This window comes from Rathayibacter sp. AY1F3 (assembly GCF_002931975.1).
Taxonomy (GTDB): Bacteria; Actinomycetota; Actinomycetes; order Actinomycetales; family Microbacteriaceae; genus Rathayibacter.
In genome coordinates, this window is the sequence record NZ_PSVF01000003.1 from 90,172 (window position 1) to 115,704 (window position 25,533).

The window sequence follows — 25,533 nt, forward strand, 5'->3', positions numbered from 1 at the left end:
TCGAGCCGGGTTAGGCAAGGCTTACCGAACAACGGAGCCCCGCCGACCGGATCGACTCGGGGCGGGAGTCGCCCCCTCCTCGTCCACCATCGACCAAGAGAACACGCGTGCTCGCAAACTACCTCATCGGCCTCCGCGAAGGCCTCGAAGCCGGCCTCGTCGTCGGCATCCTCGTGGCCTACCTGACCAAGCTCGGCCGGCGCGACGTGCTGCCGCGGCTCTGGACCGGTATCGCCGCCGCGATCGCGATCTCGCTCGTCACCGGTGCGATCCTCACCTGGGGCCCCTCGACCCTGTCGTTCCAGGCCCAGGAGCTCATCGGCGGCGGCCTCTCGATCCTCGCGGTCGGGCTGGTCACCTGGATGATCTTCTGGATGGGCGCGAACGCCCGCAGCCTCAAGGGCGACCTCGAGTCCCGGCTCGACGGCGCCGTCGCGGGGTCGGCCCTCGGCATCGTGGTCCTCGGCTTCATCAGCGTCGGCCGCGAGGGCATCGAGACGGCGCTCTTCGTCTGGGCGAGCGTGTCCTCGAGCACTGCGGGGTCGGGATCCAGCGCGTGGGTCGGCACGGTCGGCGCGATGCTGGGCATCCTCAGCTCGGTCGTCATCGCGTACCTGATCTTCCGGGGCTTCGTCCGGATCGACCTCGGGCGCTTCTTCACCTGGACGGGCGGCTTCCTCATCCTCGTCGCGGCCGGCGTCCTCTCCTACGGCGTCGGCGACCTGCAGGAGGCGTCGCTCCTGCCCGGCTGGGGCACCCCGCTGTTCTCGCTCGGCCCGATCCTCCCGCCGCCCGTGACCGCCGTGGTCGGCGGCCTCTTCAACTACACGCCCGAGCCGACCGCTCTGCAGTTCGCCGCCTGGCTGCTCTACCTCGTCGTCGTCGGCGCCCTGTTCGTCCGCCAGGTCCGCCTGCGCGGCCCGCGACGGGGCAGCGCGGCCCCGGTCGCCGCTCCCGCTCCCACCTCCGTCTGACCCGCTCCGGCACCGCCGGCGCACTCGCCCCGATCCAGGAGAAGCATGTCCTCGCGCGCTCGTCCCACCCTCCCCCGCGTCACCCTCGGCCTCGCCGGCGCCGGCGCCCTGGCGCTGATCCTCACGGGCTGCGTGCCGAACACCCCCGCGTCCTCCTCCTCCGCCGCGCTCGACGTCGCGATCAGGGACGACGCCTGCGAGGTGTCGACGGCGACCGCCGAGGCGGGAGCGGTGACGTTCTCACTGACCAACGGCGGCTCGGACGTCAACGAGTTCGAGATCCTGGCCGAGGACAAGCTGCGGATCGTGGGCGAGAAGGAGAACGTGACCCCGGGCCAGAGCGTCTCCTACGTCGCTCAGCTCGAGCCGGGCACCTACTACACCGCCTGCAAGTTCCAGCAGGTCGGCGCCCCGGTCGGGCTGAGCGAGTTCACCGTGACCGGTGAGGCCACCGCGCAGTCGGCGGACGAGAAGGCGGCGACGGAGGCGGCGGTCACCAACTACGTGGCGTACGTGAAGTCGCAGGTGGGCGAGCTGCTCCCCGCGGTGGCCGAGTTCGCCCAGGCCTACGAGGCCGGCGACGACGAGAAGGCGCGCGGCCTCTTCGCGTCGACCCGCGTCTTCTACGAGCGGATCGAGCCGACCGCGGAGGCGTTCGGCGACCTCGACCCGCGCATCGACTACCGCGAGGTCGACGCCGTCGCCGAGGGCCTGGACTGGACCGGCTTCCACCGCATCGAGAAGGACCTGTGGGCCCCCGCGGAGGGTGCGCTCAACTCCGACGGCACGAGCGCGCTCCTCGACTGGGCGCCCTCCACCCCCGAGCAGCGCGCGCAGTTCGGCCAGGGCCTCGTCGACGACGTGCAGAGCCTGGCCGACCTCGTGAACGCGCCCGGCTTCACCGTCTCGGTGGGCGACATCTCCAACGGCGCCATCGGCCTGCTCGACGAGGTCGCGGCCGGCAAGATCACGGGCGAGGAGGACTGGTGGTCGAGCACCGACCTCACCGACTTCGCCGCGAACGTCCAGGGCGCGGAGGTGGCGTTCGGCAACGTCGAGCCGATCGCGACCGCCAGCGGCGACGAGGGCGCCGACCTCACCGGACGGATCACGCAGCGGTTCTCCGAGCTCGACGCCCTGCTCGCGCAGTACGGCTCGATCGACTCCGGCTTCGCCGCGTACTCCACCGTCACCGCGGAGCAGAAGAAGGAGCTCTCGGACGCGGTCAACGCTCTCTCCGAGCCGCTCTCGCAGCTGACCCACACGGTGCTGGGCGTCGAGGAGCCGGCCGCGTAGTGGGCGCCGAGCAGCACGAGGGAGCCCGGCCGACGGAGTCCGAGCAGCCCGCCGACGAGCCCCGCCGCCTCTCGCGGCGCGGGCTTCTCGGCCTCGTCTCGGCGGGGACGGCCGGGCTGGCCGCCGGAGTGGGCGGCACGGTGGCCGTCACGTCGTCCGCCAGCGCGACGGCCTCCTCCGCCACGCGCACCGTGCCGTTCTTCGGCGCGAACCAGGCGGGCATCACCACCGCCGCGCAGGACCGTCTGCACTTCGCCGCGTTCGACCTCGCCGCGGGCACCACGCGCGAGGACCTCGTCGAGCTCCTGAAGGACTGGACGCTCGCCGCCTCGAGGATGACCCAGGGCCTCGAGGTCGGCGAGACCGGCGCGGTGGACGGGCCGGACACGGCTCCCCCGGAGGACACCGGGGAGGCGCTCGGGCTCGACGCCGCGTCCCTCACCGTCACGGTCGGCTTCGGACCCACCCTCTTCACGGACGAGTCCGGCGCCGACCGCTTCGGCCTCGCCGACCGCCGGCCTCCGCAGCTGCAGGCCCTGCCCCGCTTCCGCGGCGACGCGCTCGTCCCGTCGGCCGGCGGCGGCGACCTCTGCATCCAGGCCTGCGCCGACGATCCGCAGGTCGCCGTGCACGCCATCCGCAACCTGAGCCGGATCGCGTTCGGCCGGGCCTCGCTCCGCTGGTCGCAGCTCGGCTTCGGCCGCACCTCCTCGACGTCCACCGCCCAGGCGACTCCGCGCAACCTGTTCGGCTTCAAGGACGGCACGGCGAACGTGAAGTCCGAGGAGGCCGACGCCGTAGAAGAGCACGTCTGGGTCCCGTCCTCCGACGGTCCCGCGTGGATGGTCGGCGGCAGCTACCTGGTCGCGCGGAAGATCCGGATGATCATCGAGACGTGGGACCGCAGCCAGCTGGGCGAGCAGGAGCGGGTCATCGGCCGCAGCAAGGGGTCCGGCGCGCCGCTCTCGGGCGGCACGGAGTCCACCGAGCCCGACTTCGCAGCGGCCGGCGCCACGGGTGCCCCGCTGATCGATCAGGAGTCGCACGTGCGCCTCGCGCACCCGAGCGTGAACAACGGAGTGCGGCTCCTGCGCCGCGGCTACAACTTCGTCGACGGCAACGACGAGCTCGGACGCCTGAACGCGGGGCTGTTCTTCCTCTCGTTCCAGCGCTCCCCGGAGCAGTTCGTCACCGTGCAGCGGAACCTCGCGACGGACGCACTGAACGAGTACGTGAAGCACGTCGGCTCGGCCGTGTTCGCGGTGCCGCCCGGTGCCCGCGACGAGACCGACTTCCTCGGCTCCGGCCTCTTCGCCTGATCCCTGAGAGGACCCGCACTCCGTCCCAGGATCCGGCGGGCTCACTCCACGGCGCGCCGAAGCGTGCGCCCGTAGCGTCGTCGGCGATGTCCGGGAACAGTGCGAGAAGCGGCCTGACCAAGCGCGAGCGCCAGGAGCTCGCCCGAGCGCAGGCGCGGGAGCGCCGCGAAGCCGAGAGGCGCCGGCGGCGCCGGAACCGGCTGCTCGGGCAGGGCGGAGCGGTCGTCGGGCTCCTCGCGGTCGTGGCCCTGGTCTGCTGGAACGTCTGGTCGCAGCAGCAGGTCGCGAGCGCCGGCCCGGCGAACATGCTCAGCGACGGCATCGTCCTCGCGGGCGACGGCTCGGCCGTGACGGCGACGACGAGCGCGGCGATCGCTCCGGGAGCATCCCCCGTCCCGACCGATGAGAGCGCCACGCGGGCGGGCGGAGTCGTCGCCGTCGACCTCTACGTCGACTACCTCTGCCCGTACTGCGGGCAGTTCGAGAAGGCGAACGCCGAGCAGCTGCAGTCGTGGCTGACGAAGGGGGCGATCACGCTCGAGATCCACCCGGTGGCGATCCTCGACTCCTCCTCGGCCGGCTCCGAGTACTCCAGCCGGGCCGCGAACGCCGCCGCGTGCGTCGCCGACGAGGATCCGGACCGCTTCCTCGCCGTGAACGCGGCGCTCTTCGCGCAGCAGCCGGCGGAGGGGACGACGGGCCTCGACGACGACGCTCTTCGGACGCTGGTGACCGGAGCGGGCGTCACCGACGACGACGTCCTCGCCTGCATGACCGCGGGCGAGTTCCGGCCCTGGGTGAAGGCCGCGACCGAGCGGGCCACCTCGCTCCCCCTCGCGAACTCCTCGCTGCCGAAGCTCGAGTCGACGCCCACCGTGCTGGTGAACGGCGAGCAGTACACGGGGAAGCCGGACGACGCGGCGGCGTTCGTCTCCTTCGTCACCTCGACGCTCGAGGCGGAGTCCGCGACCCCCTCTCCCTCTCCGAGTCCGGCGGGCTGATCCGGACCGCGAGGGACGGGATCGGCGCTGCACGCTGCAGCACCGGGCGGAGACGACGAGACCGGCCGGAGCATCGCTCCGGCCGGTCTCGTCGTGGGCGGGCGCCGAGGCGCCCGGGGCTCAGCCCTGCTTCTTGAGGCGGCTCGTCATGCGCGCGCGGGCGTTCGCATCGAGCTCCACCTTGCGGATGCGGACGACCTCGGGGGTGACCTCGACGCACTCGTCCTCGCGGGCGAACTCGAGGCACTCCTCGAGCGTCAGCTGACGCGACGGCGTCATCGACTCGAAGGTGTCGGAGGTGGACTGACGCATGTTGGTCAGCTTCTTCTCCTTGGTGATGTTGACGTCCATGTCGTCGTTGCGCGAGTTCTCGCCGATCACCATGCCCTCGTAGACCTCCTCGGTGGGGTTCACGAAGAAGGTCATCCGCTCCTGGAGCGCGATGATGGCGAACGGGGTGACGACGCCGTTGCGGTCCGCGACGATCGACCCGTTGTTGCGGGTGACGATCGCGCCGGCCCACGGCTCGTAGCCGTGCAGGATCGCGTTCGCGATGCCGGTGCCGCGCGTGGTGGTGAGGAACTCGGTGCGGAAGCCGATCAGGCCGCGCGACGGGACGATGAACTCCATGCGGACCCAGCCGGTGCCGTGGTTCGACATGCCGTCCATGCGGCCCTTGCGGGCGGCGAGGAGCTGCGTGATCGCGCCGAGGTACTCCTCAGGAGCGTCGATCGTGAGGTGCTCGAAGGGCTCGTGCGTCTTGCCGTCGACCTGGCGGGTGACCACCTGGGGCTTGCCGACGGTCAGCTCGTAGCCCTCGCGGCGCATCTGCTCGACGAGGATGGCCAGCGCGAGCTCGCCGCGGCCCTGGACCTCCCAGGAGTCGGGGCGTCCGATGTCGACGATCTTGAGCGACACGTTTCCGATGAGCTCGCGGTCGAGGCGGTCCTTGACCATCCGCGCCGTGAGCTTGTGGCCCTTCACCTTGCCGACGAGCGGCGAGGTGTTGGTGCCGATCGTCATCGAGATCGCCGGGTCGTCGACCGTGATGGCCGGCAGCGGGCGGATGTCCTCGGGGTCGGCGATGGTCTCGCCGATGGTGATCTCGGGGAAGCCCGCGATCGCGACGATGTCGCCGGGGCCCGCGGACTCGGCCGGGTAGCGGTCGAGCGCCCTGGTGATCAGCAGCTCGGTGATGCGCGCGTTGGTGTGGGTGCCGTCGTGGTGGACCCAGGCGACCGTCTGCCCCTTCTTGATCGTGCCGTTGAAGACGCGGAGGAGGGCGAGGCGGCCGAGGAACGGCGACGCGTCGAGGTTGGTGACGTGGGCCTGGAGGGGCGCGTCGTCGTCGTAGGTCGGCGCGGGGATGTGCTTGAGGATCGCCTCGAACAGCGGCTCCAGGTCCTCGGCGTCCGGCAGCGTGCCGTCCTCGGGCTTGTTCGCCGAGGCGCGGCCGGCCTTGCCGGAGGCGTAGACCACGGGGACGTCGAGGATCGCGTCGAGGTCGAGGTCCGGCACGTCGTCGGCCATGTCGGAGGCGAGGCCGAGGAGCAGGTCCTGGCTCTCGGCGACGACCTCGTCGATGCGCGCGTCGGGGCGGTCGGTCTTGTTGACCAGGAGGATGACGGGGAGCTTCGCCTCGAGCGCCTTGCGCAGCACGAAGCGGGTCTGGGGCAGCGGGCCCTCGGACGCGTCGACGAGGAGGCAGACGCCGTCGACCATCGACAGGCCGCGCTCGACCTCGCCGCCGAAGTCGGCGTGGCCCGGGGTGTCGATGACGTTGATGGTGATGGGACCGTCGCTCGCGTGCTTGCCGCTGTACGAGACAGCGGTGTTCTTCGCGAGGATCGTGATGCCCTTCTCGCGCTCGAGCTCGTTGGAGTCCATCGCGCGCTCGTCCACGTGGGCGTGCGCGTCGAAGGAGTTCGTCTGCTTGAGCATGGCGTCGACCAGCGTGGTCTTGCCATGGTCGACGTGGGCGACGATCGCGACGTTGCGCAGGTCGGAGCGGGTGGCACTTGCCATGGATACGGACTCGTCTCGTGTTCTCGTGCAAAAGGGGGACCATCCATCGTACCGCAGCGAGGCGTCCGCACGGCGAAGGGCCCCGGATCCCCGCTCCGGAGGGCTCCGAGGAGCGCTCCAGGCGGGGCCGGGGCCCAGGTGACGGTCGGTCAGACCGCGAACTCGATGCCGGCGCCGGGGATGGCGTCGAGCAGCTCGCGGGTGTACTCCTGCTGCGGCGAGTCGAACACGGTGTCCGTCGGGGCGTGCTCGACGATCCTGCCCTTCTGCATCACGCAGACGTCGTCGGCGATCACGCGGACCACCGCCAGGTCGTGCGTGATGAACAGGTAGGTCAGCCCGAGCTCGGCCTGCAGGTCGGCGAGGAGGCGGAGGATCTGCGCCTGGACGAGGACGTCCAGAGCCGACACGGCCTCGTCGAGCACCACGATCTCCGGCTTCAGCGCGAGCGCGCGGGCGATCGCCACGCGCTGGCGCTGGCCGCCGGAGAGCTCGTTCGGGTACCGGCTCGCGATCACGCGCGGGAGGGACACCTGGTCGAGCAGCTCGAGCACGCGCTCGCGCTGCGACGTCCGGTCGCCGACCTTGTGCACCCGCAGCGGCTCCGAGATGGTGTTGCCGATGTTGTGCAGCGGGTCGAGCGAGCCGTACGGGTCCTGGAACACCGGCTGCATGGAGCGCCGGAGCGCCAGCATGTCGCGGCCCTTGAGCTTCTCTGTCCGGCGACCGGCGATCGAGATCGCTCCGGACGTCGCCGTCTCGAGGCCCAGCACCAGGCGGGCGATCGTCGACTTGCCCGATCCGGACTCGCCCACGAGCGCCGTGGTGGTGCCCTTCGGGATCGAGAACGACACGTTGTCGACGGCGGTGAAGTCCTCGGCCTTCAGGCCGCCGCGGCGGATCTTGAAGACCTTCGTGAGGCCGTCGACCTCGATCATCGGGGCGCCCGAGGCGACCGCGCCGGCGTGGTGCGCGGCGCCCGCGCCGACCAGGTCGACCTCGCGCACGGCCTCCGACTCGCCGGAGACCGACTCCACGGCCCGGCCGGCCGTCGACTGGATGCGGCGCGACGCGAGGCTGGGCGCCGCCGCGATCAGGCGCTGCGTGTAGGGGTGCTGCGGGTTCTGCAGCACCTCCACCGAGGCGCCGGACTCGACGATGCGGCCCTTGTACATGACGATGAGCTTCTCGGCGCGCTCGGCGGCGAGGCCCAGGTCGTGCGTGATGAAGAGCAGCGCGGTGCCGTCGGTCTTCGTCAGAGTCTCGAGGTGGTCGAGGATCCGGCGCTGGACCGTGACGTCGAGCGCCGAGGTGGGCTCGTCGGCGATCAGCAGCTGGGGAGCCGCGGCCAGGCCGATGCCGATCAGCACGCGCTGGCGCATGCCGCCCGAGAACTGGTGCGGGAACTGCTTGAGGCGCTTCTCCGCGTCGGCGAGGCCCGCGTTCTGCAGGACCTCGATCGCCTTGGCGCGCACCTCCTTGCGACCGGTCGCGAGGCCGTTGGCCTTGATGGTCTCCTCGACCTGGAAGCCGACCGACCACACGGGGTTCAGGTTCGACATCGGGTCCTGCGGGACGTAGCCGATCCGGCGGCCGCGGATGTCCTCGAGCTCGGTCCTCGACGCCTTCGCGAGGTCCTTGCCGTCGAACAGCACGGAGCCGGCGGTGACCTGGCCGGTGCCGGGGAGCAGGCCGATGATCGCGGCGGCGGTCGTCGACTTGCCGGAGCCCGACTCCCCCACGATCGCGACGGTCTGGCCGTGCTCGATCGTGAGGCTCACGCCGCGGAGGGCGGGGACCAGTCCGCTGCCGGTCTGGAAGCCGACCTCGAGGTCGGTGACCTCGAGCAGCGGCCCGTGCGGTGCGTTCGGTGTCGTGGCGGTCATCGGAGGGCCCTCGCCTTCGGGTCGAGCGCGTCGCGGAGCGATTCGCCGAGGAGGATGAAGCTCAGCACCGTGACCGTCAGGGCGATCGACGGGTAGATCAGCGTCTGCGGGTTGGTGCGCAGATCGCGCTGGGCCTGGCTGATGTCGTTGCCCCACGACATGACCGAGCCGGGCAGGCCGACGCCGAGGAACGACAGCGTCGCCTCCGCGGTGATGGCCGCGCCGAGCGAGATCGTCGTGACGACGATGACGGGGGCGATCGAGTTCGGCAGCACGTGCCGGAACAGGATCGCCATGCGCGAGAGGCCGGTCGCGGTGGCGGCGCCGACGAAGTCGGCCTGCTTCACGCGGAGGACCTCGGAGCGCAGGACGCGCGCCGTCGTCGGCCAGGCGAACGCGCCGATCGCCAGGGCGATGACGAACACGTTCCGGTAGGCCGAGAAGACGGACATGATGACGACCGCGGCGAGGATGTAGGGGATCGAGAAGAAGATGTCGCCGAGGCGCATGATCACGGTGTCGACCCAGCCGCCGAAGAAGCCTGCCAGCGCGCCGCCGATGACGCCGGAGACCGTCGTGATCACGATCACGATGAGGCCGACGGTCAGCGACGTGGACGTGCCGTGGATGATCCGCGAGAAGACGTCGCAGCCCTGCTTGGTGTAGCCGAGCAGGCTGCCGTCGCCGGGGCCCTGATTGCTGAACGAGAGCGCGCACTGGCGGGGGTCCACCGAGGTGAACAGGCCCGGGAACAGCGCGACGGCGATGATGACGAGGATCAGGACGCCCGAGATCCAGAACATGGGCCGCTTGCGCAGGTCGCGCCACGCGTCGGTCCAGAGGTTGCTGGGCTTCTCGTCGAGGCTGACGGCGTCGACCGACGCGATCGGCGTCTCCTCGAGCGGGGCCACGAAGTGGTCGATGCGGCGGGCCTTCTGCGCGCCGCCGGTGGACTCATTTGGCATAGCGGATCCTCGGGTCGAGTACGGCGTAGAGCAGGTCGACGAGGATGTTCACCACGAGGTAGAACAGCACCATGACCGTGACGAAGGAGACGACGGTCGGCCGCTCACCTCGGATGATCGCCTGATAGAGCGTGTTCCCGACTCCGGGAACGTTGAAGATGCCCTCGGTCACGGTCGCGCCGACGATCAGGAGGCCGAAGTCGGCTCCGAACTGCGTCGTGACCGGGATGAGCGAGTTGCGCAGGACGTGCACGGGGATGACGCGGCGTCGCGAGAGCCCCTTGCTGTACGCGGTGCGGACGAAGTCCGAGCCGGCCGTCTCGATGACCGAGCCGCGCGTGAGGCGGATGGCCGAGGCGACCACGAAGAGGGCGAGCACGATGGCGGGCAGCAGCAGCCTCTGGAACGACGCGTCGGCTCCGACGGTCGGAGGGAACCATCCCAGCTGGATCGCGAAGAAGGACTGCGCGATGAAGCAGAGCACGAAGATCGGCACCGACACGAGCAGGAGGCTGACGACCAGCGCGCTCGCGTCGAAGAAGCTGCCCTTGCGCAGACCGCTGATGAGACCGATGGTCAGCGCGACGACGATCTCGATGACGATCGCCATCATGGCGAGCGTCAGGGTGACCGGGAAGGTGCGGGCGAGGATCTCGTTGACGGACTGGCCGGAGAACGAGATGCCGAAGTCGCCGCGGACGACGCCTCCCAGGTAGTACAGGTACTGGACGAAGAAGGGCTCGTTCAGGTGGTACTGCTCCTCGAGGCGGGCGAGGAGTGCGGGGCTCGGCGTCTTGTCGCCGAAGAGCGACAGGAGCGGGTTCCCCGGCATGGAGAAGACCATGAAGTAGATGAGGAACGTGGTGCCGATGAGCACGGGGACGGCTTGCAGGATGCGTCGGACGATGTAGGCGAGCATGTCAGCCCAGCCGGTTCCGGAGTCGCATGGATGGGGACCTCATTCGATTGTGACCGAAACAGGGCGCTCCGCCCGTGCCGTGACCTGGTGGCCGACGGCACGGGCGAAGCGCCCCAGTGGTTCGAGCTTAGTTCTTGGTGATCTCGTAGTAGAGCGGCACCGAGTTCCAGCCGAACTCGACGTTCGACACGCCCTCGCCGTAGCCGCCGGTCACGTTCGCGTACCACAGGGGCAGCGACGGGAGGTCCTTCAGGAGGATCTCCTGGGCCTGCTGGAACGTCTTGTTCGCAGCGTCGGCGTCGGCGTCCGACAGGCCCTGCTGGAGCAGGGTGTCGAACTCGGGGTTCGAGTAGTCGCCGTCGTTGGACGAGGCGCCGGTCACGTAGAGCGGTCCGAGGAAGTTGTAGAGGCTCGGGTAGTCGGCCTGCCATCCGGTCCGGAACGCGGTCTCGATCGAGCGGTCGACGATCTTGGTGCGCGCCTCGGCGAAGGTCGGGTACGCGTCGCCCTCGGCGTCGATGCCCAGCGTGTTCTTGATCGAGTTGGTCACCGCGTCGACCCAGCCCTGGTGGCCGCCGTCGGCGTTGTAGGCGATCTTGAAGGTGCCGTCCCAGGGGCTGATCGCGTCGGCCTGAGCCCACAGCGCCTTGGCCTCGTCGGGGTTGTACTCGAGCACGTCGGCGCCGGAGAGGGCGTCGCTGTAGCCGTCGATCACCGGGGAGGTGAAGTCGGAGGCCGGGGTGCGGGTGCCCTCGAAGATCACGTCGGTGATCTCCTTGCGGTCGAAGGACATCGAGATCGCCTGGCGGCGGAGCTGGCCCTCCTCGCCGTCGAAGTGCGGGAGACGGCCCGGGATGGTGAAGGACTGGAACACGGCCGAGGGCTGGTTCACGGCGCGGTCGCCGAGGTCGCTCTCGAAGGTGCCGAAGGCGGAGTCCGGGATCTGGTCGATCACGTCGACGTTGCCGCCGAGGAGGTCGGCGTAGGAGGCGTCCTGGGTGGCGTAGAAGACGATCTTCAGGCCGCCGTTCTGGGCCTCGCGGGGGCCGGTGTACTCGTCGTTCTTGACGAGCTCGATCTGGACGTCGTGCTGCCACGCGTCGTCGCCGTCGAGCTTGTACGGGCCGTTGCCGATCGGGTTCTCACCGAAGGCGGCCATGTCGTCGAACGCGGCGGCGGGCAGCGGGTAGTACGCCGAGTAGCCGAGGCTGATCGGGAAGTCCGACTGCGGGGACTTGAGCGCGACGGTGAAGGTGGTGTCGTCCACGGCCTTGAGGCCGGTGAGCTCGCTGTCCTCGGTGTCGCTGAAGCCCTCGAAGTTCGAGAAGAACGACGCGCTGAGCTGGTTGTTCGACAGCTTGGCGCCGTAGTTCCAGGCGTCGATGAACGAGCTGGAGGTGACCGGGTCGCCGTTCGTGAAGGTCAGGCCCGACTTGATTGTGATCGTGTAGTTCTGCGCGTCGTCCGACTCGATGGACTCGGCGACGTCGTTCTCGGGGGCGCCCTTGGCGTCGTAGTAGACCAGGCCCGCGAAGATCTCGTCGAGGATCTTGCCGCCGCCCACCTCGTTGGTGTTCGTCGGGATCAGCGGGTTCTGCGGCTCGGACCCGTTCGTGGAGATGATCGCGGCGGCGTCGCCTCCCGATGCACCTCCGCCCGAGTCGTTCGAGCTGCTGCAGCCGGCCAGGACCAGCGTGCTCGCGGCGACGAGCGCCAGAGCCCCGAATCCGTAACGTCTGATGTTCACTATTCCTCCAGTGATGTGGGGGCGCGCGAGAAGTGGTTTCCCTGACGCGTGGAGTGCCGTGCGCGTGGCGACGGCGGCGGCGCACGAGACTGGTGGCCGTCGCGCGGATGCCTTCAACGAGACTATGTATTCGCCCGCTATCTGCACAAAAGCATGTGGCAACCGTTACACAGCGGTAACCGGGAGGTGGAATCCTTGCGCTGTTCTGCACGAAACGTGCGTACCGGGCGGCCGTCGCGCAACACATCGACTTCAGAGGAGACGCACGGAGTGTCCACCGACCTGTCAGGATCCGCGCCCGGACGGCGCCGGATCCGCGTCGAGATCCTGCTGGTCCTCGGGCTCTCGCTGGGTGCCTCCGCGGTCTACTCGGTGGTCTCCATCGCCAATCGGCTCACCCGCTCGACCGCGCTGGCCGACCAGACCGCGACGATCAACGGCGCCCTCAGCGACCGCCCGGGCTTCGACCTCGTCTACCAGCTGCTCGCGCTCTTCTTCGATCTGGTGCCGGTGGCCCTCTGCGCGTTCCTGCTCTGGCAGAGCTCGGGCCGTCCGCTCGGGCGCCTGGGGCTCGACCTGCGCCGGCCGTTCGCGGACCTGGGGACCGGGACGGTCCTCGCGGTGGCGATCGGCGCGCCGGGCATCGCGCTGTACGCCGTCGGACGCGCGCTGGGCATCACCGTGGCGGTGGTGGCCTCGCCGCTGGACGCGTACTGGTGGACGGTGCCGGTGCTCGTGCTCTCCGCGATCCGGGCGGGAGTGCAGGAGGAGGTCGTCGTGATCGGGTACCTCTTCGCCCGCCTGGGCGATCTGGGCTGGGGGCGGTGGCGGATCCTGGTGACCAGTGCGCTGCTCCGGGGCAGCTACCACCTGTACCAGGGCATCGGGCCCTTCATCGGGAACGTGGTCATGGGCCTGGTGTTCGGACTGTTCTACCAGCGCTTCGGCCGCACCCTGCCCCTGGTGATCGCCCACTCGATCATCGACATCGTCTCGTTCGTCGGGTACCCGCTGGCCGTCGCCCTCTGGCCCGAGCTGTTCGCGCCGCCGGCTCCGCGGACGTGACGTCGGACCGATCGCATCCGAGGAGCCGCAGGACCGCGCCGCGGCTCTCCACTGCCGCGGCGTGACGCCCGCACGGTGGAGCTGCTCGCTCGTCGCTACTCCGTCGAGCCCTGCCGGCACCTCCACCACGCGTTCCACACGGTCGGGCTCCCTCGTGCGTCGGGGTCGCCGTGCGCCGTTCCCCACGGATCGGGAGGACTGCGCCCCACTCCGTGCCTGTGAGGGACCGACCGTGTCCACAACCGAGGGTGGGAGAGCCGAGGACGGGCTCGAGGCTCCGTTCCTGCTCTCTCACCCTCGGTCGCGGACGAGTTTGTGCGGGCGGATCAGGCGAAGGCCTCGATGGGCGGGCAGGCGCAGACGAGGTTGCGGTCGCCGTAGGCCTGGTCGATCCGGCGGACCGGCGGCCAGTACTTGCCGCGCACCAGCGAGCGGACCGGGTAGACGGCCTGCTCGCGGCTGTAGGGGTGCGTCCACTCCTCGGCCGTCAAGCACTCCGCGGTGTGCGGGGCGCCGCGCAGCGGGTTGTCATCCACCGGCCACTCCCCCGCGCCGACGCGGTCGGCCTCGGCCCGGATCCCGATCATCGCGTCGATGAAGCGGTCGATCTCGGCGAGGTCCTCGCTCTCCGTCGGCTCGACCATCAGGGTCCCGGCGACGGGGAAGCTCATGGTCGGGGCGTGGAAGCCGTAGTCGACGAGGCGCTTGGCGACGTCGTCCACGGTCACTCCTGTCGCCGCCGTCAGCGGGCGGATGTCGAGGATGCACTCGTGGGCGACGAGCCCGTTGTCCCCCGTGTAGAGCACCGGGTAGTGCTCGCGGAGGCGCGCGGCGACGTAGTTGGCCGAGAGGACGGCCGCCCCGGTCGCGGCCCGCAGGCCCTCCTCGCCCATCATCCGGGCGTACGCCCACGAGATCGGCAGGATGCCGGGGCTGCCGTAGGGAGCTGCCGACACCGGTGCGCCGCCGTGGACGATCCGCTCGCCCTGCGTGCCCACGCCGTGCTCGAGCCGCTGCGCGAGCGGGTGGCCGGGCAGGAACGGCGCGAGGTGCGCCTTCGCGGCGACGGGACCGACGCCGGGACCGCCTCCGCCGTGCGGGATGCAGAACGTCTTGTGCAGGTTGAGGTGCGAGACGTCGCCGCCGAAGTCTCCGAAGCGGGCGAAGCCGAGGAGCGCGTTGAGGTTCGCGCCGTCCACGTACACCTGTCCGCCGGCCTCGTGGACGAGGCGGCAGATCTCGGCGACCTCGTGCTCGTAGACGCCGTGGGTCGACGGGTAGGTGATCATCAGCGCGGCGAGGGAGCCCGCGTGCTCGGCGATCTTCGCCCGGAGGTCGTCCAGGTCGACGTTGCCGAGCTCGTCGCAGGCCACGACGACGACGCGCATGCCGGCGAGGACCGCGCTCGCGGCGTTGGTGCCGTGGGCGCTCGAGGGGATCAGGCAGACCGTGCGGTCCTCGTCGCCGTTCGACCGGTGCCAGCCGCGGATCGCCAGCAGGCCCGCGAGCTCGCCCTGCGAGCCGGCGTTGGGCTGGAGCGACACGGAGTCGTAGCCGGTGAGGTGGGCGAGCCACCCCTCCAGCTGGTCGATCAGCGCCAGCGAGCCCTGCACGTCCGCCTCGGGGGCGAACGGGTGCAGGTCCGCGAACTCGGGCCAGCTGACCGCCTCCATCTCGGTGGCGGCGTTGAGCTTCATGGTGCAGGAGCCGAGCGGGATCATGCCGCGGTCCAGCGCGTAGTCCGAGTCGGCGAGGCGCTTGAGGTAGCGCATCATCGAGGTCTCGCTGTGGTGGCTGCTGAAGACCGGGTGCACGAGGAACGGCGTGCGGCGGTCGAGCTCGGCGGGGATGCTCCGCGCGGAGCCGCTGAGGAAGCCGAACGACGAGTCCAGCTGCCCGACGGCGGTCGCGACCGCGATCACCTCGAGGTCGGTGACCGTCTCGTCGATCGACACCGAGACCGTGTCGGCGTCGACCAGGCGCACGTCGAAGCCGGCCTGGCGGGCGCGGGCGACCGCCGCCTCCGCGCCGCCGGGCACGACGACCGAGACGGTGTCGAAGAAGTCGGCGTGCCGGAGGGAGTGGCCCCGGTCGAGGAGGAGGCGCGCGAGGAGCGCGGCCCGGCCGTGCACGCGCTCGGCGATCGCGGCGAGCCCGTCCGGCCCGTGGTAGACCGCGTACATCGCCGCCATGACCGCCAGGAGGACCTGCGCGGTGCAGATGTTCGAGGTCGCCTTCTCACGGCGGATGTGCTGCTCGCGGGCCTGGAGGGACAGGCGGTAGGCGGGGTGGCCGTCCGCGTCCTGGCTGACGCCGACGAGGCGGCCGGGCAGCTGGCGCTCGAGTCCCTTGCGGACGGCGAGGTAGCCGGCGTGCGGTCCTCCGAAGCCCAGCGGGACGCCGAAGCGCTGCGTGGTGCCGACGGCGACGTCCGCGCCGAGCTCGCCCGGCGAGCGCACGAGGGTCAGCGCGAGCAGGTCGGCGGCGACGACGGCCAGGCCGCCGTGGGCCTTCACCGCGGCGAGCACCGCCGACGGGTCCCAGAGGTGCCCGGACGCGCCGGGGTACTGCACGAGGGCGCCGAAGCACTCCGGCACCTCCTCCGCGGCGGTGCGCGAGAGCGGGAGCTCGACGATGCGGATGCCGACGGCCTCCGCCCGGCCGCGCAGCAGCGCGAGGGTCTGCGGGAGAGCGTCGGAGTCGACGACGAAGACGTCGGTGCGCGCCTTCGAGGCGCGGCGCGCGAGCAGCATGGCCTCGACGACGGCCGTGCCCTCGTCGAGCATCGACGCGCCGGCCGTGTCGAGGCCGGTGAGGTCGGAGACCATCGTCTGGAAGTTGATCAGCGCCTCCAGGCGCCCCTGCGAGATCTCGGGCTGGTACGGCGTGTAGGCCGTGTACCAGCTGGGGTTCTCGAGCACGTTGCGCTTGATCACCGCGGGGGTGTGCGTGCCGTAGTAGCCGAGGCCGATCATCGGCCGACGCACCGTGTTCCTCGCGGCGAGGGCGCGCAGCTCGGCGAGCGCCTCCGTCTCGGTGGCCGGAGCGGGCAGCACCTGCGGGAGGTCGCGGACGTGGATCGACTCGGGGACGGCGGCGGTGACGAGCTCCTCCACGGAGTCGTAGCCGAGAGCCGCGAGCATGGTGCGCTGCGCGTCGGCGTCGGTCCCGATGTGGCGGGACTCGAAGGCGCCGGGAGTCCTGGTGGCCGCCATCTACTCGCCGACCAGCTCGGTGTAGGCGGCCGAGTCGAGGAGGCCGTCGGGCAGGGCGTCGAAGCGGACCCGGATCAGCCACCCCTCGCCGAACGGGTCGGAGTTGACGAGCTCGGGGCTGTCGACGACGGCCGTGTTGGCCTCGAGGACCTCGCCGTCGACGGGGGCGAACAGCTCGCCCACCGACTTGGTCGACTCGATCTCGCCGACGACGCTGCCGCCCTCGACGCGGGCTCCCGCCTCGGGGAGCTCGACGAAGACGACGTCGCCCAGCTTGTCCGCGGCGTAGGCGGTGATGCCGACGGTCGCGACCTCTCCGTCGACCCGGATCCACTCGTGGTCGGAGGTGTACTGCAGCTCGGTGGGCACGGCCATGTCAGTTCTTCTTTCTCGAGTAGAAGGGGAGCTCGGTGACGGTCATCGGGAGGCGCGTGCCGCGGATGTCGACGGCGAGCGCCGTCCCGGGCTGCGCGGAGGCGGGGGCGACGTAGGCCATCGCGATCGGGACGCCCAGGGTCGGCGAGAGGACGCCGCTGGTGACCACTCCGACCTCGTCGTCGCCGGAGAGGACGGTGTAGTCGGCGCGGGCGGCGCGGCGGCCCTCGCCGACGAGCCCGACGAGCACAGGAGCTTCTCCGGAGGGACCCTCCTCGCTGGCCGCGCGGCCGACGAAGTCGATCGGCTTCCCGAAGGCGACGACGCGGCCGAGGCCGGCCTGTGCGGGGAAGACGTCGCGGGAGAGCTCGTGGCCGTAGAGCGGCATGCCCGCCTCGAGGCGGAGGGTGTCGCGGGCGGCGAGGCCGGCGGGGACGAGGCCCGCTCCGGCGCCGGTCTCGGCGAGAGCCTGCCAGAGCGCGGGAGCGGAGTCGGGCGAGACGTAGATCTCGAAGCCGTCCTCGCCCGTGTACCCGGTGCGCGCGATCAGGATCGGATGCGCCTCGAAGGTCGCGGGCACGGCGCGGTAGTAGCGCAGCTCCGCGAGCAGGCGGGCGGCGTCGTCCGTGTCGAGCACGGACTCCGCTCCCCGCTCGGTCTCGACGGCGAGGCCCTGGACGTTCTGCAGGATCTCGAGCGAGCGCGGTCCCTGCAGCGCGATGAGGGCGACGTCGTCGCTCTCGTCGAACAGCTCGCACTCGAACATCGCGGTGCGGTCGCGGAGCGTCTCGACGACGATGTGCCGGTTGGCCGCGTTCGCGACGACCATGAAGCGGTCCTCGCCCGTGCGGTAGACGACGAGGTCGTCGATCACGCCGCCCGTGCGCTCCAGGAGGAGGGTGTACTTCGCGCGGCCGGCGGCGACGGCCGAGATGTCGCTCGCCAGCGCGTAGTCGAGGGCGTCGACCGCCTCGGGGCCGACGACGAGGATCTCGGCCATGTGCGAGAGGTCGAAGAGGCCGGCGGCGGTGCGCACGGCGTGGTGCTCGGCGAGATCGCCGGAGTAGCGGACCGGCATCTGCCACCCGGCGAAGTCGGTGAAGGACGCGCCGGCGGCGACATGCACCTCGTGCAGGGGCGAGTAGCGGGCTTCGGGGCTGGTCGTCGGGGTCACGGACATGAGTTCTCCATTTCGTCGCAGTGCTGGACTCGCGCCGCGTTCGCGGCAGAGCACAGCAGTGCCGTGGGAACTCCCCCTCTGTCGTGGAGCCTGAGAGATTCGCGCCGCCCCGAGGGGTCGAGCGCTTTCACCATGGGCGGATCCGAGCGGATCGCTTTCCAGAGTGGCCAGTTCGACGCGGTACAAGACCTGAGAGATTGGCGGGGAGGCTTGCTCCTTCGGTGCCGACCGGAGTCGGCTCTCCCGCGTCGCGTATTGCGGCCCGGTATTCGGTTGTGCGGTCAGCCTAGCGGGCGGGGCAGGCCCGTAGCGGCGTGTCGCTTCTCGCGCTAGGTGTTCAGGTGCTGGTGACACTAAGGTGATCCCAGCACTTACAGTCGGTGCGACTCTTAGTAGGGGGCACCGGATGCCGGACGTGCAGCTCGCCGTGTCGACGGTGATCTTCGCCCTGCGGCCGCACCCGGTGACCGGAGCGAGCACCGTCTGGATCCCCGTCGTCCGGCGCATCCGCGAGCCGTTCGAGGGACTCTGGGCACTGCCCGGCGGACCGCTGCATCCGGACGAGGATCTCGCCGAGTCGGCCCGCCGCACTCTCCGCGAGACCACGGGCCTGGCTCCGCGCTACCTCGAGCAGCTCTACGCCGTCGGCGGCACCGACCGCTCCCCCGGTGAGGACCGCGTCGTGTCGATCGTCTACTGGGCGCTCGTGCGCTCGGCCGAGGCCGACGAGGCCATCGTGGGAGAGAACGTCGCCTGGCTCTGCACCGATCTGCCGCTCGAGCTCGCCTTCGACCACGGACTGATCGTCGACTACGCCCTCTGGCGCCTGCGCAACAAGATGGAGTACTCCCGCATCGCGCAGGCCTTCCTCGGCGGCGCCTTCACCCTGTCCCAGCTGCGGGAGGTCCACGAGGCCGTCCTGCAGAAGCCCCTCGACCCGGCCAACTTCCGCCGGACGATCGAGAGCTCCGGCACCGTGGTGCCCACCGGGGAGCGCCTGACGGGCACCCGCCACCGTCCCCCGCGCCTCTACCGCTACGACGAGTCGGCGGCGCTCGTCGACAACGGCCCGCTGCCCGTCTGAGCGCGCCGCCCGACTCCCCCACCCGCCTCACGAGGAGAACACCGTGACATCCGTCGACAGCACCATCCGGCTCATCGAGGGCGGCTCCGCGCCCGGCGCCACCTGCGCGCCCGAGCTCGCGGAGGCCCCCTGGTCGTTCGACCTCGGCCTGCCCGCCTACGGGCCCGGCGCCTCCCAGGCCGACCCGATCCCGGCCGACGCCCCGGTCCAGGGACGTCTGCCGGAGGAGTACACGACGGCGAGCGCCGACGAGCTGCACCACCGCATCCTCGCGGCGAAGGAGACGCTCGGCGAGCGGGTCGTCGTGCTCGGGCACTTCTACCAGCGGGACGAGGTGGTGCAGTACGCCGACTACGTGGGCGACTCGTTCCAGCTGGCGAAGGCGGCGACGAGCCGGCCCGACGCCGAGGCCATCGTGTTCTGCGGCGTGCACTTCATGGCGGAGACGGCCGACATCCTCTCCGGACCGGAGCAGGCCGTGATCCTCCCGAACCTGGCGGCCGGCTGCTCGATGGCGGACATGGCCGACATCGACTCCGTCGAGGACGCCTGGGCCGAGCTCACCGAGCTCTACGGCACCGAGCCGGACGCCGACGGCCGCGTGCCGCTCGTCCCGGTCACGTACATGAACTCCTCCGCCGCGCTGAAGGCGTTCTGCGGCCGAAACGGAGGCGTGGTCTGCACCTCCTCGAACGCGGCGACCGTGCTCGAGGACGCGTTCGCGCGCGGGCAGCGGGTGCTGTTCTTCCCCGACCAGCACCTCGGCCGCAACACCGCCAAGGCGATGGGCGTGCCGCTGGAGCGGATGCCGATGTGGAACCCGCGGAAGCCGCAGGGCGGCTCCGACACCGCGACGCTCCTGGACGCGCAGGTGATCCTCTGGCACGGATTCTGCTCGGTGCACAAGCGCTTCACGACGGCCCAGATCGCGAAGGCGCGCGCCGAGCACCCGGGCGTGCGCGTGATCGTTCACCCGGAGTGCCCGATGGCGGTCGTCGACGCGGCCGACGAGTACGGCTCGACCGACTACATCGTGAAGGCGATCCAGGCGGCACCCGCGGGATCGACCTTCGCGATCGGCACCGAGATCAATCTGGTGCAGCGCCTCGCCGTCCAGTACCCGCAGCACACGATCTTCTGCCTCGACGACGTGGTCTGCCCCTGCTCGACCATGTACCGCATCCACCCCGGCTACCTCGCGTGGGTGCTCGAGGGACTGGTCGCGGGGACGGTGCTCAACCGCATCGAGGTCGCGGAGTCGGTGCAGGCCGAGGCGCGCATCGCCCTCGAGCGGATGCTCGCGGCCGTTCCGCCCGCCGGGCCGGCGGCGGTCTGACATGGCGCGGGTCGTCGTCGTCGGCAGCGGCATCGCCGGGCTGGTCGCCGCGCTGACGGCGCAGCACCGCCACGAGGTGCTGCTCGTCACCAAGGGCACGCTGGCGGAGTCGTCGACGCGCGCCGCGCAGGGCGGGATCGCCGCGGTCACGGCGCCGGGCGACTCCGTGGCGCTGCACGTGGAGGACACGCTCACCGCCGGTGCGGGCCTCTCCGTGCGCTCGGCGGTCGAGGTGCTCTGCGCCGAGGGGCCGGAGGCGGTCGCGGTGCTGCAGGAGTGGGGCGTCGGCTTCGACCGCGAGGGCGGCGAGCTGGCGCGGGGACTCGAGGGCGCCCACTCGCGTCCGCGGATCCTGCACGCCGGCGGCGACGCGACGGGCGCCGCGATCGAGGCCGCTCTCGTGGCGGCGGTGCGGGCCTCGTCGGTCGAGGTGCGCGAGCACGCCGCCCTGGTCGACCTGGTGCGGGAGGGCGGCTCGGTCACGGGCGCCGACGTCCTGCACGACGGCGTGCTCGAGCGCCTGGCGGCCGACGCGGTCGTGCTGGGCACCGGAGGCGCCGGGCAGCTCTACCGGCACACCACCAATCCGTCCGTCGCGACCGGGGACGGGCTCGCCGCCGCCCTGCGGGCGGGAGCGGAGACGGCGGACCTGGAGTTCTACCAGTTCCACCCGACCACGCTCGCGCTGCCGGGCGGCTTCCTCGTCTCGGAGGCGGTGCGCGGCGAGGGCGCGGTGCTGCGCGACGCCGCGGGCGAGCGGTTCCTGGCCGGGGTGCACCCCGAGGCCGAGCTGGCGCCGCGCGACGTCGTGGCGCGCGCGATCGCGGAGCGGATGCGGCTGCAGGGCGGACTGCCCGTGCACCTGGACGCCCGGGCGATCGACCCCGAGGTGCTGGCGAAGAGGTTCCCGACGATCTCGGCGGCCTGCCGCGAGAACGGGCTCTCGCTCGCCGACGACCTGCTGCCCGTGACTCCGGCCGCGCACTACTGGATGGGCGGGATCGCGACCGACCTGGACGGGCGCACCAGCCTCCCCGGGCTGCTCGCGGTCGGCGAGGTCGCCCGCACCGGCGTCCACGGCGCGAACCGCCTCGCCTCCAACAGCCTGCTCGAGGGCGTCGTGTTCGCGCGCCGCGCGGCGCTCGCCCTCGACTCCCTCCCGTGGAGCGGGGGCCCGGTCGCCCCTCCCCGCGCCGTCGTCCCGATGACGCTCGACCGCACCGCTCTCCAGGACGCGATGTGGGCGGGAGCCGGCCTCTCCCGGGGCGCGGCGGGGCTCACCGCGGCGCGCGACGCACTCGTCGCCTCCGCCTCGCCCGCTCCGCTCGGACTGAGGACGCTCGAGGACGCGAACCTGCTGACCTGCGCCCTCGCTCTCATCGACGCCGCGCTCGCGCGCACGCACTCCGTCGGCGCCCACCACCGCACCGACTCCCCCGACCCCGCGACGGCGAGCGCCGCCGCCCCCACCAGAGAGGCGGCCCTTCCGTGCTGACCCGCCAGAGCATCGACCGCGTCGTCACCCTCGCCCTCGAGGAGGACGCGCCCTGGGGCGACCTGACCTCCGACACCCTCCTCCCCCCGGACGCCACCGCGAGCGCCGCCCTCGTGGCCCGCGAGCCCGGCGTCTTCAGCGGCGGCGCCGTCCTCGTCGGCACGATGCGGCAGGTCGACTCCCGGATCCGCTGCTCGGTGCTCGTGGAGGACGGCGCGGTCTTCGAGGCCGGGCAGACCCTCGCCCGGATCGAGGGCCCCGCGGGCGGCGTGCTCCGCGGCGAGCGCGTCGCGCTCAACCTCGTGCAGCGGATGAGCGGCATCGCCACCCTGACGGCGCAGTACGTCGCCGCGGTGGAGGGGACGCGCGCCCGCATCGTCGACACCCGCAAGACCACGCCGGGTCTGCGCGCGCTCGAGAGGCACGCCGTCCGCAGCGGCGGCGGCCGCAACCACCGCTTCTCGCTCTCGGACGCGGTGCTGGCTAAGGACAACCACCTCGCGGTGCTCGCCGCGCGCGGGATCGACCTGACCGCGGCCCTGCGGGCCGCGCGCGCCTCGATCCCGCACACGGCGCACCTCGAGGTCGAGGTCGACCGGCTCGACCAGATCGAGCCCGCGCTGGCGGGAGGCGCGGACACGATCATGCTCGACAACTTCACCCCCGAGCTGCTCCGCCAGGGCGTCGCCCTCATCGGCGGGCGGGCCGTGGTCGAGGCGAGCGGCGGCGTCGACCTCTCGACCGTGCGCGCGATCGCGGAGGCGGGGGTCGACGTGATCTCCGTCGGCGCGCTCACCCACAGCGTCCGCTCGCTCGACCTCGGCCTGGACATCGCGGTCGAGTGATCTACCTCGACCACGCCGCGACCTCGCCCGTGCGCCGCGAGGTGCTGGAGGCCATGTGGCCGTTCCTCACCGCCGAGTACGGCAATCCGTCGAGCAGCCACTCGCTCGGCGACGCCGCGGCGCGCGCGCTGGAGGCGGCGCGCGCTCGCGTGGCCCGCTTCCTCGGCGGCCGCGCCTCCGAGACGGTCTTCACCTCCGGCGGCACGGAGTCGATCAACACGGCGATCAAGGGCCTCGCGCTGGGGTCGCCGCGCGGACGGCACCTGGTGATCTCGGCGCTCGAGCACGAGGCGACCGTCGAGTCGGCCGACCACCTCCGGCGCCTGCACGGCTTCGAGGTGTCGACGGCCCCCGTCGACGCGACCGGCCTGCTCGACCTCGACGCGCTCGCCGCGCTGGTCCGGCCGGACACCGCGCTGGTCTCGGTGCTCGCGGCGAGCAACGAGATCGGGACGGTGCAGGACGTTCCGGCGATCGCGGCGCTCTGCCGATCGCGGGGCGTGCCGCTGCACGTGGACGCCGTCCAGGCCGCCGGCTGGCTGGACGTCGCGGGCTGGGGCGCCGACGCGGTCTCGGTCTCGGGGCACAAGCTCGGGGCGCCGAAGGGCGTGGGGGCGCTGCTGCTGCGCAGCCGGCTCCCGTTCGAGCCCCTGCTGCACGGCGGCGGCCAGGAGCGGGAGCGGCGCTCGGGCACCGAGAACGTGGCCTTCGCGGTCGCGCTCGGCACCGCGGTGCGCCTGCTCGATCCGGACCGCGCGGCGCGGGTCGGAGCGGTCCGCGACGCGTTCGCCGAGCGGGTCGCGGCCCTGGCGCCCCGGGCCGTGCCGCTGGGCTCCGCGGCGCACCGGCTCCCCTCGGTCGCCGCGTACGCCGTCCCCGGGCGCAGCGGCGAGTCGACGCTCCTCGAGCTGGAGGAGCGCGGCGTCGTCGTCTCGAGCGGCTCGGCGTGCGCCGCCGGGCGCGACGAGCCCTCGCCCGCGCTGCTGGCCCTCGGCCTCGATTCCGACGTCGCCCGGACCGCCGTGCGGTTCAGCTTCGGCGAGGGCGCCACGCTCGAGGAGGCCGAGGCCGCGTCCTCCGCGCTCGCCGCGGTCCTCGCCTGAGACCTCTCGCAGCGGATCCCCGTCGATCGGGAATGTCCGGGGCGTCCGCCGCTGTTCTCCCTCCGTACCCCGCATCCGCGCCCGCGAGTCGAGCCGTCGATGCGCCCCTCACACCGATCCCCCTCACGACCGGAGAACACCTGTGACCGAGCGCAGCACCCTTCCCGCCGCGCGGCCCGCCGCACCCGCCGCCGCCACGACCCTCGAGCCGCGCAGCCGCCTGGTCATCAGCCTCCTGCTGGTGTCGGCGTTCGTCGTGATCCTCAACGAGACGATCATGAGCGTGGCGCTGCCCGACCTCATGCGCGACTTCGACGTCGAGGCGCACGTGGGCCAGTGGCTCTCGACCGCCTTCATGCTCACGATGGCCGTCGTCATCCCGATCACGGGCTACCTGATCCAGCGGCTGCACACCCGCACGCTTTTCGCCGCCGCGATGATCCTCTTCAGCCTCGGCACCCTCACCGCCGCGCTCGCCCCGACCTTCGCGGTCCTCCTGGCGGCCCGCGTGGTGCAGGCCGGCGGCACGGCCATCATGATGCCGCTGCTGATGACGACCGTGATGACGCTGGTGCCCCCGGCGATCCGCGGCCGGATGATGGGCAACATCTCGATCGTCATCTCGGTGGCTCCGGCCGTCGGTCCGACGATCTCGGGCGTCATCCTCAACTTCCTCGGCTGGCGCTGGATGTTCTGGATCGTGCTGCCGATCGCGATCGGCGCGCTGCTCCTGGGCCTGCGCAAGGTCGAGAACGTCACCGAGCCCCGCTCCATCCCGATCGACTCGCTCTCGGTCGTCCTCTCCGTCTTCGGCTTCGGCGGCCTCGTCTACGGCCTGTCGAGCCTCGGCGAGGGCGGAGCCGCGGTCGTCGCGCCGTGGATCCCGTTCGTCGTCGCGGGCCTCGGCCTCGCGGGCTTCATCGCGCGCCAACTGCTGCTGCAGCGCACCGACCGGGCCCTGCTGGACCTCCGGACCTTCTCCTCCGCGAACTTCACCATCGTCATCGCGATGATGGCGGTCAGCATGTCGGCGCTCTTCGGCACGCTGATCCTGCTGCCCCTCTACACGCAGAACGTGCTGGGCCTCACTCCGCTGGAGACCGGGCTGCTCCTGCTCCCCGGCGGCCTGCTGATGGGCCTGCTCGCGCCGTTCGTCGGCCGCGGCTACGACCGCTTCGGCCCGCGCGTGCTGCTCGTGCCCGGCTCGATCGTCGTCGCCGGCGCGCTGTGGGGGTACACCCTGCTCGCGGCGGACTCGTCGCCCTGGTTCGTCCTCTCGCTGCACGTGACCCTCAGCCTGGGCCTCGCCTTCGTCTTCACGCCGCTGTTCACCGCCGGCCTCGGCTCGGTGCGCCCCTCGCTCTACTCGCACGGCAGCGCGATCATCGGCACCGTGCAGCAGCTGGGCGGCGCGGCGGGCACGGCGCTGTTCGTCACCGTCCTCTCGATCCGGTCGGCGGAGCTCGCGCAGGGCGGAGCCGACCAGGCCGCCTCCTACGCCGGCGGCATCCACTCCGCGTTCCTGTGGGGCGCGTCGATCGCGACGGTCGCGATCGTGGCCGCGTTCTTCGTCCGCCGCCCGGCGGAGTCGGACGCGCCGCTCCCGATGGCGCACTGAGCCGGGCGGGCCGACCCCGCCTGTTCACCTCCGCGTCACCCCGCCTCCCTACGGTGTCGCCCCGGCCGCCGCGCTCCCGATCGCG

19 protein-coding genes and 1 riboswitch are annotated in these 25,533 nt (G+C 71.7%); of the genes, 11 read left to right on the plus strand and 8 right to left on the minus strand.

Annotation, left to right across the window (positions count from 1 at the left end):
• Positions 1-107: 107 nt before the first annotated feature.
• From efeU to C5C39_RS03305, 4 genes are all read left to right on the plus strand, one after another.
• Positions 108-974, plus strand: coding sequence for an iron uptake transporter permease EfeU (efeU, locus tag C5C39_RS03290; RefSeq protein ID WP_104352665.1), 867 nt, complete (start codon positions 108-110; stop codon positions 972-974).
• A gap of 45 nt (positions 975-1,019) precedes the next feature.
• Positions 1,020-2,270, plus strand: a complete 1,251-nt coding sequence (efeO, locus tag C5C39_RS03295) for an iron uptake system protein EfeO (RefSeq protein ID WP_104237549.1) — start codon at positions 1,020-1,022, stop codon at positions 2,268-2,270.
• Entirely contained in the window at positions 2,270-3,589 is a 1,320-nt protein-coding gene (efeB, locus tag C5C39_RS03300; RefSeq protein WP_104352666.1) for an iron uptake transporter deferrochelatase/peroxidase subunit, read from the plus strand. The genes efeO and efeB overlap by 1 nt, the downstream gene beginning before the upstream one ends.
• Before the next feature lie 86 nt (positions 3,590-3,675).
• The gene (locus C5C39_RS03305; protein ID WP_104352667.1) at positions 3,676-4,590 is read left to right on the plus strand and encodes a thioredoxin domain-containing protein; all 915 of its coding nucleotides are present in this window, start codon (positions 3,676-3,678) and stop codon (positions 4,588-4,590) included.
• A 120-nt stretch (positions 4,591-4,710) separates the two neighbouring features.
• On the opposite strand, the gene typA is transcribed toward C5C39_RS03305, so the two are convergent.
• The 5 genes from typA to C5C39_RS03330 all read right to left on the minus strand — a co-directional run bounded on the left by typA (position 4,711) and on the right by C5C39_RS03330 (position 12,132).
• On the minus strand, positions 4,711-6,615 hold the full coding sequence (gene typA, locus C5C39_RS03310) for a translational GTPase TypA (protein ID WP_104225544.1): 1,905 nt from the start codon (positions 6,613-6,615) through the stop codon (positions 4,711-4,713).
• 149 nt (positions 6,616-6,764) lie between these two features.
• On the minus strand, positions 6,765-8,501 hold the full coding sequence (locus tag C5C39_RS03315; RefSeq protein WP_104352668.1) for an ABC transporter ATP-binding protein: 1,737 nt from the start codon (positions 8,499-8,501) through the stop codon (positions 6,765-6,767).
• On the minus strand, positions 8,498-9,466 hold the full coding sequence (locus C5C39_RS03320) for an ABC transporter permease (protein WP_104222976.1): 969 nt from the start codon (positions 9,464-9,466) through the stop codon (positions 8,498-8,500). The genes C5C39_RS03315 and C5C39_RS03320 overlap by 4 nt, the downstream gene beginning before the upstream one ends.
• Positions 9,456-10,385 carry an ABC transporter permease gene (locus C5C39_RS03325; RefSeq protein WP_104222975.1) on the minus strand — a complete coding sequence of 310 codons (930 nt, stop codon included), beginning with the start codon at positions 10,383-10,385 and terminating at the stop codon, positions 9,456-9,458. The genes C5C39_RS03320 and C5C39_RS03325 overlap by 11 nt, the downstream gene beginning before the upstream one ends.
• Before the next feature lie 127 nt (positions 10,386-10,512).
• Positions 10,513-12,132: an ABC transporter substrate-binding protein gene (locus tag C5C39_RS03330; RefSeq protein WP_104222974.1), complete on the minus strand. Its 1,620-nt coding sequence runs from the start codon at positions 12,130-12,132 to the stop codon at positions 10,513-10,515.
• A gap of 270 nt (positions 12,133-12,402) precedes the next feature.
• Here C5C39_RS03330 and C5C39_RS03335 point away from each other — a divergent pair, with 270 nt between their 5' ends.
• Entirely contained in the window at positions 12,403-13,197 is a 795-nt protein-coding gene (locus C5C39_RS03335; RefSeq protein WP_258060338.1) for a CPBP family intramembrane glutamic endopeptidase, read from the plus strand.
• Between the two features lie 326 nt (positions 13,198-13,523).
• Here the strand turns inward: C5C39_RS03335 and gcvP are convergent, their stop codons facing one another.
• From gcvP to gcvT, 3 genes are read right to left on the minus strand one after another with little or no spacing between them, the layout of a single operon-like run.
• Entirely contained in the window at positions 13,524-16,412 is a 2,889-nt protein-coding gene (gene gcvP, locus C5C39_RS03340; RefSeq protein ID WP_104352670.1) for an aminomethyl-transferring glycine dehydrogenase, read from the minus strand.
• On the minus strand, positions 16,413-16,787 hold the full coding sequence (gene gcvH / locus C5C39_RS03345) for a glycine cleavage system protein GcvH (RefSeq protein WP_104237541.1): 375 nt from the start codon (positions 16,785-16,787) through the stop codon (positions 16,413-16,415).
• 1 nt (position 16,788) lies between these two features.
• The gene (gene gcvT / locus C5C39_RS03350) at positions 16,789-17,967 is read right to left on the minus strand and encodes a glycine cleavage system aminomethyltransferase GcvT (protein WP_104352671.1); all 1,179 of its coding nucleotides are present in this window, start codon (positions 17,965-17,967) and stop codon (positions 16,789-16,791) included.
• A gap of 168 nt (positions 17,968-18,135) precedes the next feature.
• Positions 18,136-18,223, minus strand: a riboswitch (glycine riboswitch).
• Between the two features lie 150 nt (positions 18,224-18,373).
• Here gcvT and C5C39_RS03355 point away from each other — a divergent pair.
• The 6 genes from C5C39_RS03355 to C5C39_RS03380 all read left to right on the plus strand — a co-directional run bounded on the left by C5C39_RS03355 (position 18,374) and on the right by C5C39_RS03380 (position 25,448).
• The gene (locus C5C39_RS03355; protein WP_104345328.1) at positions 18,374-19,051 is read left to right on the plus strand and encodes an NUDIX domain-containing protein; all 678 of its coding nucleotides are present in this window, start codon (positions 18,374-18,376) and stop codon (positions 19,049-19,051) included.
• A 43-nt stretch (positions 19,052-19,094) separates the two neighbouring features.
• Positions 19,095-20,387 (plus strand): quinolinate synthase NadA, encoded by a 1,293-nt coding sequence (gene nadA, locus C5C39_RS03360; protein WP_104222968.1) that lies wholly within the window; start codon positions 19,095-19,097, stop codon positions 20,385-20,387.
• Position 20,388: 1 nt separating this feature from the next.
• A complete protein-coding gene (nadB, locus tag C5C39_RS03365; protein ID WP_104352672.1) occupies positions 20,389-21,882 on the plus strand; it encodes an L-aspartate oxidase in 1,494 nt (497 codons plus the stop codon).
• Positions 21,876-22,727 carry a carboxylating nicotinate-nucleotide diphosphorylase gene (nadC, locus tag C5C39_RS03370; RefSeq protein WP_104352673.1) on the plus strand — a complete coding sequence of 284 codons (852 nt, stop codon included), beginning with the start codon at positions 21,876-21,878 and terminating at the stop codon, positions 22,725-22,727. The genes nadB and nadC overlap by 7 nt, the downstream gene beginning before the upstream one ends.
• Positions 22,724-23,830 carry a cysteine desulfurase family protein gene (locus C5C39_RS03375; protein ID WP_104352674.1) on the plus strand — a complete coding sequence of 369 codons (1,107 nt, stop codon included), beginning with the start codon at positions 22,724-22,726 and terminating at the stop codon, positions 23,828-23,830. The genes nadC and C5C39_RS03375 overlap by 4 nt, the downstream gene beginning before the upstream one ends.
• Positions 23,831-23,972: 142 nt before the next feature.
• The gene (locus C5C39_RS03380) at positions 23,973-25,448 is read left to right on the plus strand and encodes a DHA2 family efflux MFS transporter permease subunit (RefSeq protein WP_104352675.1); all 1,476 of its coding nucleotides are present in this window, start codon (positions 23,973-23,975) and stop codon (positions 25,446-25,448) included.
• Positions 25,449-25,533: the final 85 nt, after the last annotated feature.

Coding starts and splice junctions, on each gene's coding strand:
- C5C39_RS03305 (WP_104352667.1), top strand. CDS start 3,676: ATGTCCGGGAACAGTGCGAGAAGCGGCCTGACCAAGCGCGAGCGCCAG.
- C5C39_RS03325 (WP_104222975.1), bottom strand. CDS start 10,385: ATGCTCGCCTACATCGTCCGACGCATCCTGCAAGCCGTCCCCGTGCTC.
- nadB (WP_104352672.1), top strand. CDS start 20,389: ATGGCGCGGGTCGTCGTCGTCGGCAGCGGCATCGCCGGGCTGGTCGCC.
- gcvT (WP_104352671.1), bottom strand. CDS start 17,967: ATGTCCGTGACCCCGACGACCAGCCCCGAAGCCCGCTACTCGCCCCTG.
- typA (WP_104225544.1), bottom strand. CDS start 6,615: ATGGCAAGTGCCACCCGCTCCGACCTGCGCAACGTCGCGATCGTCGCC.
- gcvP (WP_104352670.1), bottom strand. CDS start 16,412: ATGGCGGCCACCAGGACTCCCGGCGCCTTCGAGTCCCGCCACATCGGG.
- efeO (WP_104237549.1), top strand. CDS start 1,020: ATGTCCTCGCGCGCTCGTCCCACCCTCCCCCGCGTCACCCTCGGCCTC.
- C5C39_RS03355 (WP_104345328.1), top strand. CDS start 18,374: ATGCCGGACGTGCAGCTCGCCGTGTCGACGGTGATCTTCGCCCTGCGG.
- C5C39_RS03315 (WP_104352668.1), bottom strand. CDS start 8,501: ATGACCGCCACGACACCGAACGCACCGCACGGGCCGCTGCTCGAGGTC.
- C5C39_RS03320 (WP_104222976.1), bottom strand. CDS start 9,466: ATGCCAAATGAGTCCACCGGCGGCGCGCAGAAGGCCCGCCGCATCGAC.
- gcvH (WP_104237541.1), bottom strand. CDS start 16,787: ATGGCCGTGCCCACCGAGCTGCAGTACACCTCCGACCACGAGTGGATC.